We start from the raw sequence: 12,824 nt of genomic DNA, 5'->3' as shown, positions 1-12,824 counted from the left end.
CATTGCTCCCAGCGTTACAAGGGCGTCTGAGCCTGGTCCGACGCCAACGATTGAAAAGGTTGCAGCACCGTCATGCGCTCCGTGCCCAGCACCCAGGCAAACCCTGAGTACATCACCAGCAAACAGGCCAGCCCGACAGCCATGAGCCACTTGGCACAGAGCATGCGCACCGGCACGGCGCGGACTTTCCCTGCGTGCGATGGCGCGGCCATCGAGAGCCGATCTCCCCGCACATGCCTGATCTGCCGGTACAGCGCGTCGCGTACCCCTTCAAGCTGAGCGCCTCCCCGCTCCATCACGCGGTATTGGCCTTCGAACCCCAGCGACAGGCACAGGTACATCAGCTCCAGCATGGCCACGTGCTTGACGGGGTCGCGGGACAATCGCTCCAGCAGCAGGAAAAACTTCTCGCCGCCAAAGGTTTCGTTGTGAAAGCGACTCAACAGGCTGGACCTGGACCAGTCGCTGCAACCGCCCCACGCGGTGGTGACCACCGCCTCGTCAATGAAACTGCACAGCACATAGCGCGCCGACATCACCTGACCTTCCTCGCCCCCCAGGTGCAGGGCGTGCGCTTCAAACGTCGTGATGCCCGAAGACAACCGGTCGTTGAGGGTCTGCAGGCTCTCACGGCCGGAGCTGCCCTTGAGCTGCACCACCTGCAACAACAATTCCCAAGCCGCTGCCACCAGGGTGTTGGGGCCCACATTCACACTCTGCGAGCTGTGCAGCCGGGCGGTATAGATCATCCTGTCCTCCAACTGCTCGAAGCGCGGCGGCGATGGGAAGTCCGTCACAGCGCCCTGCGCCGGACCGCGTCCCTCGCGGTCAAGCAAGACGGTTTTCTCGTCCTGCGGGTATTCACTATCCATCATCATGGAGTTCAGTTCCTGATAGCCCAGAAGTTGAGTTCCAGCTCGGTAAACTCGCCGCTGGCATGCAAGGCGAATCCACCTGACTGCTCCAACTGCGCGATATCCGGGGCGCTGAGTTCGAGCATGAAATAGGTCTTGCCCGCGTGGAACGGAATCTGTCGCGGCGCTACCGGCAACGGTTTGATCCTGATACCGGTGAGGTGCAGGTTGACCAACTCGCGGATGCGCTCCACCGGGCCAATCTTGAGATGCGCCGGCAGCCGATGACGCAGCGTTTCCGAATCACACTGGGCGGTTGCCGCCAGGATGAACGTCGCCGTCCCCAGCAATTTGAGGTCACTCACCGGGCATACCAGCACACCGTACTGACGTGGTTGCAGCGTCAACTCGATGGCATGCTGCTCCAGTACCCGCGACAACACTGCGCGCAGGTGCTCCATCAATTCGCGAAAGCTCGCACCTTGATCACCATGCTGGTAACGCACCTCCAATTGGGCGCGCTTGCTGTCGGTGGCGAACGTGGCCAATTCACCAAGGATCGACAGCAGCTCGCGATACAACGCCTCCGGGCGCACCTGGGCCTGGCTCAAAAAGTGGCGCAACATCAATTCAGCGCGATTGATCAGCTGCAGCATCAGGAGGTCGCCAACCTGCGCCCCGGCCGACGCGCCGTTACCCTGGATGCGCGCGGCAATCGCATCTCCACGGCTGGCCAACAGACTGATGACCTCCTTGACGCACGACGACACATAGCCGGAGCCCTGCAAAAAAATGAACGTCGGCACAAAATCGGTATCCAGTCGCACGCCGCCTTCACGGGTGCAGTCCAGCACCTGAGCGACCTGCAGCTTCACGTTGAACGGCTCACCGGGATGTTCCCCCAGCATCAGGCGCAGATCCGGACGCGCACAGCTGATCTGGCAACGGGCATCGACACCGGCATTGGAGTCCCCGATCTCCATTTCACAGGCAACATAGCGCGCCAGGATTTCGTGTTGCTCCGGCCTGCGCACTTCAACCTGATTGTCGGTGACCAGCGGCAACGCCAGGTACACAGCTTGCCGGCCGACGTTGGCAGGCACTTGCAATACCAGAGGTTCCATCGCGCCATTGAGCTCGAACAGGCTGCCGTCCGGCAATATGCCGCTGGCCTGGTTGACGACCACCTTGCCCAGGTTGAGGTACTGCACATCGATGTCCAGGGTCAGGAACCCCCAGGCGTCGCAGCCCAGCAAGCGCGTACGGTTGAGCTGCTGATGGTAGTAGCGGTCGTTGTGCTGCAAGTGCTGGGGCCGCAGCAACATGCCTTCCTGCCAGATAACGTTATGGATGTGCATCTCAATCCTCCGCCCGCTCGGTTTGCGGGGCGGCAATACGAACACCGCTCTGGTCCAGCATTATTCGGGCCCGTGTCCGTTGCTGGGGGGCAACAGGCAGCACCAGTCGCCATTGCACATTGGGCAGGTCGCGATAGGCCGCCAGTACGCCGACATAGCGGCTTTGCGGCTCGATACTGAGCTTGAGCATCAACCGCTCACCGGGCCGCAGCTCCAGCTCTTCGCTGCTGACCCAGTCCTTGGGCAGGGTCTGCTCGGCCCGCCCATAGAGGCTGAAAAAGTCGGCATTCTCGAATGCCACGGGGTGCCGCAGTTCAAGCAAATGCACCACCACAGGTGAAGGACGGCCATGAAGGTCGGGGTTGACCTCCTCACTGGCCATCAACGCCAGGTCCAGCTTGGTCAAGGTCGAAAAGGGTGAAACGCTGCTGCAGCCGGCCAACATGCCCAGTGCCAGCAGTGTTGATGCAACGGTGGTTAGATACATGAACGTCATCCCGGGTAAGCCGCATGCAGGCTGGAGACCAGGCGCACCTGCTCTTCGTAGGCCTTGCAGAAGTCGTTGCGTAATAATTGATCGCCCAACGACGCCTCGTCGGTCAGCCGTCGGTAATAGCGCTGGTACGCCCGCCAATGAGCGCCATCGGTGAGGAGCCTGGGCGGCTTGTCCTCGCGCTCGAAGCACAGCAGCAGGTGACCTGGAGCAAAGGCCGCCAGCGCGCTGCGAACGACTGCACGGCAGGCCACCACCAAGGCCAGCTGATGAATCTGCAAGTCCCGGCAGGCGTGGGCTACCGCCCGTTCGGGCGGCAGACGCCCCCACTCACCGCCCCCCAACAGCGCCGTCAAGGCCGCCTGGGCGTCTGGACAATCCACCAAGGGGTTCTGCCGCATAAGCGCCGGGGAGGTCCAATCCAGATGCACCTCACTGCTCAGCTCGTCGCGAGTTCGCAGGCTTTGCTGCAAACCTTCGATGGCTTGCCTGAACAACCCGGCCACCTTGATCGCAAGGGCCTCGCGGGCCGGCGTATCGAGCGCCCCCACCTCCATGCCCAACACCTCGCCGAACTGCGCCCAGAACGTCTCAGGGACTGCGGATGCAGCCGTAACGGGCTGTGCAGGTACTACGTCACTGACAGGCTCAGCCCATTGCGGTACGACCAGATGGTCCTGGTCCACGGTTCCCGGACAGAATGCCTGGGCGGTCGACTCCGTCAACGTGTTCAATGCCTCCAGCTCTTGCGATGACTCGCCGCGTCGTTGTTCGCGATCCAGCGCCTGAATCGGGTCCAGCCCCAGGAAAGCATCGTCTGGAATCACCTCGCTCCGCCCGAGCGGCGGTCGTTGATGCTCGACCAGTCGCGCACGAATTTCCAACGCCCCCAGTTGGTATACATCTGCATCACTGATCTGCCGCGCGTGCCCCTTGCGCAAGCGCTCCAGGCTGCCGGATACGCCAATACCGTTGCTGCTGATATCCGTCAAAAAGTAATGGCCGTCGCGAAAACTGACCAAGCCATGGTGGCTGGAAATCAAGCGCGCGGTGTCGGGGATGACCCAGTCACACGCCGTCCCACGGCCGATCACACCGCCGACGCCATCAAAGGTTTTGCGGGCTGGCGGCTCGCCACTGTCGGAACACACTTCAAGCACTAATTGCATGGCAAGGCTTCCCTGTTCAATGACCACGACGGCTCGCCTGGGGGTCACCCAGTGGACGGTAGTCAGCATCGTCAAAGACATAATTGGCGTTACAGCCACCCAGCAAACACAGCACAAGCGTCACGGCTTGCCACGGACGAAGAGGCATCAGGAATCTCCCATGAAAGTAAGGTGTCCACGCATACGCTATTCAGCATTCCTCTCGGGCATCGCCAACCGGAATCTTCAAGCGCGCCAGACGGTAGAGCAGCGTGCGGCGCGCGACGCCCAACTCCCGCGCGGTACGGGTACGATTGCCACGGTTCTTGTGCAGGCAATCAATCAGGAACACCCGCTCCACTCGCTCCAGGCGTTGACGCAACGTTGCATCGACAGCATCGTTGGCGGGTGCCGATGACAGGGACAGGTGCGCCGGCAGGATCACACCGTCGTCACAGAGCAGTACCGCGCGCTCCACCAGGCATTTGAGTTCTCGCACATTGCCGGGGAAGCCATGGCTGGACAGTTGATCCAACGCCGTACTTGACCAGCCCACCGATACGCGACCCAGCGCAGCGCAGGCCTTTTGCGCAAAATGCCGAGCCAACAGCAACGCATCGCCATCACGCTCACGCAAGGCCGGTAACTCAATGGGGAACTGCGCGAGCCGGTAATACAGGTCCTCGCGAAAGCTGCCTTGGGCCACCATCGCAGGGAGATCACGGTGCGTCGCAGCGATAATGCGTACATCGACCTTATGGGCCGTACTGGCACCCAATGGGCGAATCTCGCCTTCCTGCAAAACCCGCAATAACTTGGCCTGCAACGACAACGGCATATCGCCGATTTCGTCGAGTAGCAATGTGCCGCCGTGAGCGGTGTCGAACAAACCGGTGTAGTTGCGTTCAGCCCCCGTGAACGCCCCCTTGCGATAACCGAACAGTTCACTTTCCAGCAGCCCTTCGGGAAAGGCTGCACAATTTTGCACCACGAAGGCTTTACCACCGCGTGGACCGGCGGTATGGATGGCGCGCGCCACCACCTCTTTGCCGGTACCGGTCTCGCCATGCAGCAGCACGGTGTAGGGCGTATTCAGCACCTTGCCGATCAAGCGGCACGTCTCATCCATGGCCTTGCTGTTGCCGATCAATCCGAACGTGGCACAGGTGCCCGGCGTGCGGCACGTAGGTGGAGTGACACTCACCGCAGGACTCAGACGCTGCATCAGTGCAAGTTGCCTCAAGGCAAAGCTGCCCAGTTGGGTCAATGAGTGGGTGTAGTGCTCCAACTGTTTCGGACGCTGGCTGGCGCACAGCAACACGCCCGCGAGAGTCCTGTGCTGACCGAACAACGGCATGCACGTCAACGATTGCCAAGGCGTCGCCATCGCAGGAAGGAACTGGCTTTCATAGAAGCTGTTTTCCAGATGCTCAAGGCTCAAGGCAGTGCGCTGACTGAGCACATACTGCAACACCTGCTCATGTTGGAAATCCGCGTCTGAAGCCAGGTCGTCGGGCGGCCGCACGCCTGGCAAATGCTGGGCAATCAGGGCAAGCCGACCTGTCGCCTCGTCGCGCCAATACAATTGGCTGAGTTCGCACTGGCTCAGTTGAGCTACCGCCGCGACACACAGGTCCGGCAAGGTTGTCGCGTCACCTTCGATCCCCAGACGGGTGAACCAACTCAGCATCGCGTCGGCGTACTCCGAGGGATGGGGCAACCGGTTGAAAGAATTTTCCGTCATTGGCTGACCTCACAGACAGGACAACCGCTGCCATCCAGGCCGGCATGCACCCGGGACAGCGATTCGCCCCCGGCCATGGCCTCCAGCAACCGATCCGCCACCTGCGCCAGCAAGTGTGCGTCGATCCATTGATCGATAGAGCGGGCACCGCTGTCACCCTCAGCGCAACGCTCGGCGACGCAAGCAACCAGTTCGGGCGTATAGCTGAAGGTGAGCTTGCGCAGTTGCAACCTTTGTCCCAAGTGGTCCAGCTTGAGCCTTGCCAGGTCATGCAGAACCTCGCCCGTGATCGGGTAATACGGCACGACATGCATTCGCGCCAGTAAGGCAGGCTTGAAGTGCTTGCGCAGCAACGGGCGAATGGCTTCGTGCAGGACCTCCTCAGCAGGTCGCCGGTCGCCTGCGCACAATTGATCGATGCACTCGCTGCCCAGGTTGGAGGTCATCAGGATCAGCGTGTTGCGAAAATCGATTTCCCGACCTTCCCCGTCATTGGCCAGTCCCTTGTCGAAAATCTGATAGAACAGGTTCACTACTTCCGGATCAGCCTTCTCGACCTCGTCCAGCAGCACGACCGAATACGGGCGTTGGCGCACAGCCTCCGTCAACACGCCGCCCTCGCCAAAACCGATATAACCGGGGGGAGCACCAATCAGCCGGGAAAGGGAATGTTTTTCCTGGAACTCCGACATGTTAAGGGTGGTGACAAAACGCCGCTCGCCGTACAGCAGGTCGCCGAGGGCCAGGGCCGTCTCGGTCTTGCCCACGCCACTTGGGCCAACCAGCAGGAATACGCCGACCGGGGCATCCGCCTTATTGAGCCCGGTGGCAGCCGCGCGCAAGTTGCGTTCAAGTATCTGCACGGCGTGTTCCTGGCCGAGGATGCGCGAACGCAATGCATCGGCAAAGCCCAACACCCTTTCACTGCTTTCCAGGGCCAGTCGTTCGACAGGAATACCGGTCCAGGCGCTGACGACCTGTGCCACCAGACCTGGACAAACCTCGAGGCTGGCCAATGGCTGGCCGTTTTGTTGCGCGTGCAGTACCTGGCGCTGTTGGGCCAAGGCATGTTCAAGGGTCTCAGTGTTCTGCCCTGCACCACGAGCAGCATCCAATTGCTGGCGCAGCGCTAGCACCTGCTGCGCCGATGCTCGCTGTTCCAACCAGTGTTGCTCCAGATGTTCACGCTCGCGCTCCACGGTCTCCAGGCGCAGGTTCAACGCGTGCAAGGCCTGCTCGTCCACAGGCAACCCGGCATCCCTGTCGCGATTCAACGCCTGGCGCTGGCGCGCGCCTTCCGCCTGCTCGGCGTAAAGGCGTTGCAATGCCTCGGGCGCCGTCTCCCAGCTGGTTCTCATGCGGGCGCAGGCGGTGTCCAGCACATCCACGGCCTTGTCGGGCAACTGCCGCCCAGCCAGGTAGCGCGCGCTCATGTGGGCTGCCGTGACAATGGCATCATCCCGCACATACACGCCATGGCTGCGCTCATACGCCGGAACCAGGCCGCGCAGGATCGAAACCGCCTGCTCAACACCGGGCTCGCCGACCTGCACAGGCTGGAAACGCCGCGCCAATGCCGGGTCTTTTTCGAAGTACTTCTTATATTCCGACCAAGTGGTGGCGGCGATGGTGCGTAACTCGCCACGGGCCAGGGCGGGCTTGAGCAGATTGGCAGCATCGGACCCACCTGCCTGGGCGCCCGCGCCCACCAATGTATGCGCCTCGTCGATAAACAGGATCACCGGTGTTGGTGAGGCGTTGACTTCATCAATCACGCCTTTGAGGCGCCGTTCGAATTCCCCCTTGATCCCCGTGCCGGCCTGAAGCAGGCCCATATCCAGGGTCAACACCTGTACGTGTTTGAGCGGCTCCGGCACCTCTGCGCTGGCGATACGCAGGGCAAGCCCTTCAACCACGGCGGTTTTACCCACCCCGGCTTCGCCAACCAGGATCGGATTGTTCTTGCGCCTGCGCACAAGTATGTCGATCAATTGGCGAATTTCGGCATCGCGACACAACACCGGGTCGATACCGCCTTCCCGGGCCTGACGGGTCAAGTCATGGGTAAAGCGCGCCAGCAACGCATCGCTGCTCGACACAGGGTCGACCTCAGGCGCCAGGCTCAACAAATAACTGCACACACGCTGTGCATCCAACCGGTTCAGTACCGCCTGATAACCACTGCCGGCGTGTTGTAACGGATGACGCAACAGCGCCAGTAACAGAGCGCCGTGATCAACGTCCGCCTGCCGCAGCTCCAGGCGGGCCAACATCAGGGCTTGCTGCAGCCATTGCACCAGGGCCTGGGTAAACACGGGATTACGCGAGGCACTCGTGCCAGCTTGGGGATGCAGGGCCGCCTGCAGCTCGCCTGGCTCCACACCCGCATCCACCAATGCCCGCACCAGAATGCCGTGGGGGTATTCCAGCAGGGTCAGCAGCAGGTCCTCCACCAACACTTCCCTGCCGCCGCGTGCCACGCAACGTTCCGCCGAGCGTTCAAGGTCTCGGCGCGCCTGGGGAGCCAATGTCTGGATAAGTTGTTGCAGGTCCACATTCATCATAATCATTCATCCCTAATCAGCATTGCTGGTCACAATGACCACACCGTCGGCACACCCATGCGCCAGCCAAGTTGTCCAGCCGAGGCGGCAGACGTTGTGTTCGCCGATGTGCAATGGCCTGATTTCCTCCTTGAGCAGTACCAGGCGCAGGTCATAGGCCAGAGGGTCGCGTACCGTCAGCCGTAGCAATGCGCACAGCAACGGATAGTCCCCACCCGTGGGTAAAAACTCATGAAAACGCTGCCAGCCCAGGCCCTGCACATGCACCCTGAACTTGCCGCTGCGGTCAGTGACCCGACTACCCAGCACCTGGTCATGACCGAGCACACTGTTGGTGGCACCCAGCCGATTTTGCTGGGGGACGGCAATGACCACCGAGCGTTCTACCCACTGCTCGACGAACAAGCGGGTGTGCTTGAAGTAGTAACGCAGCACCGTCTCGATCAAGGCTGCCGAATGGGCTCGCAGGCTGAGTAACCCCAGGTAGGGCAATAGCCGTTTGCAGTTCAATTGGGTAGTCGCGCGGAGGTGCTGGCCCTTCAACCCGATCAAGGCAAACATCTGCTCGGAAAAGACATCCCGGGCGCCAGCCTGAAAAAACGCCCGGTACCGGTACTTGCGCCAGATCGGCAGCATCAGCCGTTGTAACCGATGATGAAACAGGTCGAGGAAGTCCCGGGTAGCCTTGCCGCCCGCACCGTCAACAATCGCTTGTTCGCCATAAAACGCCGGCAATGGCGAACAAGCGCCGCACAGCCCCAACACGTTGAGGCAAAGACGCGCGCGCAATTGACCGTGTTCAACAAAAAACTCCACCCGCTCAATATCGTGACCGGGGAAACCAAGATCTGGGTTGGCCTGAAACTCCAACAAGTCATACAGCGCGTCGTCATCCAGCATCGGATGAGCATCGCGCAAACGCCTGATCACCTGCAAAACCGCCTGGAACAGCGAGTATTCGCGGATGACGCTGGACAGTGCCGTCAAAGCAGGGGCTGCTGGCCCATCCGGGGTGGCCATAGGTACACGTCTCCTTGTGTGCTGATGACTCGCAATTCGTGATAGGTATTAAGGCTGGCGTAAAGCGCGAAGAATTCGTTGAGTACCGACGCGAACACAAACACCTCGCCCTGGCCAAGAAAACCTTGTGGATCAATCGTCAGGTCGATTCGTAAGCCCCTGAACGGCAAGCCACGGTGCAGTCGGTCGACAGCCGAGTGCCTGATGGATCGCAATGCGCCAAGCTTTCGCTCACTGACTTTCTGCGCCTGTCGGTCGTGGTAGCGCGGCAGGTCGTAGGTTTCGAGAATGACCTTCAAGGCATTGATGTCGGTCAATGACAGGTAGTTGAGCGACATGTTGCTGATGAGCCGCCAGAGAAAGTCCTGCTCCAGGGGGGGCGAATAGCTCGCGGTCGGCATGCAGATATTACGAAACGACAACCCTTCCGGTGTTTGCTCGCAAGGTTGGTTGATCTCCCCGATCTGAAGCAGCCGAGGCAGGTCGTGGTTGGTACACGTCAGCTCGATCGACAGGGTTTCCGGGCCATGCTCCGGAGCATTGGAAAACCCTAGCCAGGTATCGAGGCCCGCGTGCTGTGCCGATGCATGTTGGCGAATGCTGTAGCTGGCGGAGGCCGCCGACAGTGCGTCATCGCTGTCATGCTCGAAGGACTCAAACGGTACGTAGGTCCGATATCCCGACCCGCCGGGGCGCCAACCCGTGACACTGTCCACGGAAAATACACAGGCGTTTTCCCGTGAGTATTCACCCGGTATCACCAGGTATTCGTCCTGCTTGCCGTCCAGGCGGATCGGCACGGCGTCATGTTTGAACAAATTGGCGATGGGCGTGCAGTACAGCTTCACGTTGTCCAGGGTGGGGTGATGGGGATCACGCCATGGGTTACGCAGTTTGAAACGCAGCACCACCGCACACACCTGCTTGAGCAGCTCATGGGGCAAACCGTGCAGTACATCCAGGCCCACCACGTCGACAAACAGGTACTTGTCAGGAAAGGCAAAGTACTCCTGCAAATGACGATATCCACGAAAGGTATTCATTGGATACGGAATCAACGCCTGCTCCTCGCTGAATCCCACCGGGCGTACCCGGTCGGCGCCCAATCGCAACGAGAGGGGTTGCCCATCCTCCCCACTGACCGGCAGGCCATCGCGGCCCAAAGGTAGCAACTCGATACCCTCGAGATGACGCAACAGGCTCAGGTACAGCCCTTGGCTGATGCAGCGATCACCCGCCAGGTGCAGACGTAGTTGATCGAACGTCCATTCACTGAAGTTGCCCCCGACACTCATGTCCAGGTGCAGGCTCAACAGCGCAACCTCGCCCTGGAGGCTGTATTCCAGAGCGCTCAGTTGCAGCGGCAGGACTTGCGTGGCGTAACAGGTACGGAAGCGACAACGCTCACCCTTGAGGGCAGCACTTTCGACCGGGGTATCCCGCGCGACCATCACCCCAGGGCCGACGTGCTTCAACGGACCAAACTGCAAGATGCTGAAGGCGGGCATCGGCCGCATGTAGTTGGGCCACAGCAAATGCATCAAGGAATGAGTCAGCTCAGGCAGCTCATCATCCAGTTTCTGGCGCAAGCGACCGGTGAGAAACGCGAAGCCCTCCAACAACCGTTCCACATCCGGGTCCTGCCCTGGGTCGGCAAGAAACGGCGCGAGCGCAGGGTTACGTTCGGAGAAACGCCGCCCGAGTTGACGCAACGCACTCAGCTCGCTCTGGTAATAACGATTAAAGGACATCCGGCAAAACCTCGACTCGTCCGGGCTCGCATAGTCGCGCAACGAACACCACGGGCTGCTTGACACCCGCCACCATCAGCGTGGCCTCAATGGAGAACGCCTGGGCCAGAGGGTCGTGATCGCGCGGCAATGCAGTAACCTGCACCTGCTTCAATCGTGGCTCGTAGGCCCGTATGAATCGCTCGATCAACAAGCGCGACTGGCTCAATGACTCATGCAGGCTCTGGTTCATATCATTAAGATCGGGCAAGCCGTAGTCCGGCAATGTCTGAACACTGCCCGCACGGATACTGAGCATTTTCCCCAGGTGGCTGGCAATGGACGTCACGCCACAGGCATGTGCGGCCGCCGGGCGTTCGAGGCGCTCGAAAAGGCTATGTTTGTGGGGTATCCCCTGACCTTCTTTCATTCTTTGTCGAGCTTGCCAACCAGAGACAAAGTGAAGTCCGCCCCCATGTACTTGAAGTGCGGTCGCACACTCAGGTTGACGCGGTACCAGCCAGGCTCGCCATCTACGTCACTGACAACGATGCGGGCCGCTCGCAGCGGACGCCGCCCACGCACTTCGGCACTGGGGTTTTCCTGGTCGGCGACGTACTGGCGAATCCACTTGTTGAGCTCCAGCTCGAGGTCTGTGCGCTCTTTCCACGAACCCAACTGTTCACGCTGCAATACCTTCAGGTAATGGGCCAGCCTGTTGACCACCATCATGTAGGGCAACTGGGCCCCCAGGCGATAGTTCAGCTCGGCGTCCTTGCCCTCTGCGCTGATGCCGAACTGTTTGGGCTTCTGCACCGAACTGGCGGAAAAAAACGCGGCATTGTCACTGCCCTTGCGCATCGTCAAGGCAATGAAGCCCTCTTGCGCAAGTTCGTATTCGCGGCGATCGGACACCAACACTTCGGTGGGGATCTTGGTCTCGATTTCGCCCATGCTATGGAAGTGATGCAACGGCAAGTCTTCCACGGCCCCTCCGCTTTGCGGACCGATGATGTTCGGGCACCAGCGGAACCGCGCGAAGCTTTCGGTCAGGCGTGTGGCGAAGGCATAGGCGGTATTGCCCCACAGGTAATGCTCGTGGCTGCTCACCACGTTTTCCTGGTAGGCAAAGGTCTTGACAGGACACTCAAGGGGATCATAGGGCGTACGGAGCAGGAAGCGCGGCACGGTCAGACCGATATAACGCGCATCTTCGCTCTGGCGAAAGCTTTGCCATTTGGCAAATTGCGGCCCTTCGAAATGGTCCTTGAGATCCTTGAGGTCAGGCAGTCCCGTGAAGCTTTCCAGGCCGAAGAACGCCGGCCCGGCTGCGGCAATAAAAGGCGCGTGCGCCATGCACGCGACACTTGAAGCGTATTGCATCAGTTTCACATCGGGCGCGCTGGGGGACAGGAAGTAATTGGCAATGATCGCGCCCACAGGCTGACCACCAAATTGACCGTACTCAGCGCTGTAGACATGTTTGTACAACCCGGATTGAGTCATTTCCGGTGAGTCTTCGAAATCATCCAGCAAGTCTTGCCGGGAGACGTTCAACAGTTCGATCTTGATGTTTTCACGAAAATTGGTGCGGTCGACCAGCAATTGCAAACCTTTCCAGGAAGCTTCCAGGGCCTGGAACTCCGGGTGGTGCAAAATTTCATCCATTTGCTGGCTGAGCTTCGTATCGATCTCGGCAATCATTCGGTCGACCAGGCGCTTCTTGACGGGCTCGCCGTGGTTCTGTGGTTTGATCAACTCCTCGATAAACGCCGAGACACCCCGCTTGGCGATGGCATAGGCCTCGTCATCCGCACTCAGCAGTGTCTGGGCAATGATGTTGTCGAGGATGCTGTAATCCTCACTGGTGTGTTCCGGTATCGGATTCTGTTGGGTGGTCATGCGGTCAGTGT

Annotated in this window: 11 protein-coding genes; all 11 read right to left on the bottom strand. The window is 60.2% G+C overall.

Annotation, left to right across the window (positions count from 1 at the left end):
• Nucleotides 1–14: 14 nt before the first annotated feature.
• Genes icmH through tssC form a run of 11 tightly spaced genes read right to left on the bottom strand, consistent with a single transcriptional unit; the run spans nucleotide 15 to nucleotide 12,813 of the window.
• Nucleotides 15–878 carry a type IVB secretion system protein IcmH/DotU gene (gene icmH / locus FBY10_RS19840; RefSeq protein WP_178116773.1) on the bottom strand — a complete coding sequence of 288 codons (864 nt, stop codon included), beginning with the start codon at nucleotides 876–878 and terminating at the stop codon, nucleotides 15–17.
• A gap of 5 nt (nucleotides 879–883) precedes the next feature.
• Nucleotides 884–2,212 carry a type VI secretion system baseplate subunit TssK gene (gene tssK, locus FBY10_RS19835; protein WP_145337532.1) on the bottom strand — a complete coding sequence of 443 codons (1,329 nt, stop codon included), beginning with the start codon at nucleotides 2,210–2,212 and terminating at the stop codon, nucleotides 884–886.
• 1 nt (nucleotide 2,213) lies between these two features.
• Nucleotides 2,214–2,699 (bottom strand): type VI secretion system lipoprotein TssJ, encoded by a 486-nt coding sequence (gene tssJ / locus FBY10_RS19830; protein ID WP_145337531.1) that lies wholly within the window; start codon nucleotides 2,697–2,699, stop codon nucleotides 2,214–2,216.
• A 5-nt stretch (nucleotides 2,700–2,704) separates the two neighbouring features.
• Nucleotides 2,705–3,874, bottom strand: a complete 1,170-nt coding sequence (gene tagH, locus FBY10_RS19825; protein ID WP_145337530.1) for a type VI secretion system-associated FHA domain protein TagH — start codon at nucleotides 3,872–3,874, stop codon at nucleotides 2,705–2,707.
• A 16-nt stretch (nucleotides 3,875–3,890) separates the two neighbouring features.
• The gene (locus tag FBY10_RS31830) at nucleotides 3,891–4,022 is read right to left on the bottom strand and encodes a type VI secretion protein (RefSeq protein WP_131699313.1); all 132 of its coding nucleotides are present in this window, start codon (nucleotides 4,020–4,022) and stop codon (nucleotides 3,891–3,893) included.
• Between the two features lie 42 nt (nucleotides 4,023–4,064).
• Nucleotides 4,065–5,597 carry a sigma-54-dependent Fis family transcriptional regulator gene (locus tag FBY10_RS19815; RefSeq protein WP_145337529.1) on the bottom strand — a complete coding sequence of 511 codons (1,533 nt, stop codon included), beginning with the start codon at nucleotides 5,595–5,597 and terminating at the stop codon, nucleotides 4,065–4,067.
• Nucleotides 5,594–8,161, bottom strand: coding sequence for a type VI secretion system ATPase TssH (tssH, locus tag FBY10_RS19810; protein WP_145622929.1), 2,568 nt, complete (start codon nucleotides 8,159–8,161; stop codon nucleotides 5,594–5,596). Before tssH ends, FBY10_RS19815 begins: the two co-directional genes overlap by 4 nt.
• A 12-nt stretch (nucleotides 8,162–8,173) precedes the next feature.
• Nucleotides 8,174–9,181, bottom strand: coding sequence for a type VI secretion system baseplate subunit TssG (gene tssG / locus FBY10_RS19805; protein WP_145337527.1), 1,008 nt, complete (start codon nucleotides 9,179–9,181; stop codon nucleotides 8,174–8,176).
• Nucleotides 9,145–10,932, bottom strand: coding sequence for a type VI secretion system baseplate subunit TssF (tssF, locus tag FBY10_RS19800; protein ID WP_145337526.1), 1,788 nt, complete (start codon nucleotides 10,930–10,932; stop codon nucleotides 9,145–9,147). The genes tssG and tssF overlap by 37 nt, the downstream gene beginning before the upstream one ends.
• On the bottom strand, nucleotides 10,922–11,341 hold the full coding sequence (gene tssE, locus FBY10_RS19795) for a type VI secretion system baseplate subunit TssE (RefSeq protein ID WP_371920985.1): 420 nt from the start codon (nucleotides 11,339–11,341) through the stop codon (nucleotides 10,922–10,924). The genes tssF and tssE overlap by 11 nt, the downstream gene beginning before the upstream one ends.
• Entirely contained in the window at nucleotides 11,338–12,813 is a 1,476-nt protein-coding gene (gene tssC / locus FBY10_RS19790) for a type VI secretion system contractile sheath large subunit (RefSeq protein ID WP_145337525.1), read from the bottom strand. The genes tssE and tssC overlap by 4 nt, the downstream gene beginning before the upstream one ends.
• Between the last annotated feature and the right edge of the window lie 11 nt (nucleotides 12,814–12,824).

Source organism: Pseudomonas sp. SJZ103, from assembly GCF_007828335.1.
Taxonomy (GTDB): domain Bacteria; phylum Pseudomonadota; class Gammaproteobacteria; order Pseudomonadales; family Pseudomonadaceae; genus Aquipseudomonas.
Note: the sequence above shows the minus strand (reverse complement) of the source record. Positions and strands in the feature narration are given on the sequence as shown.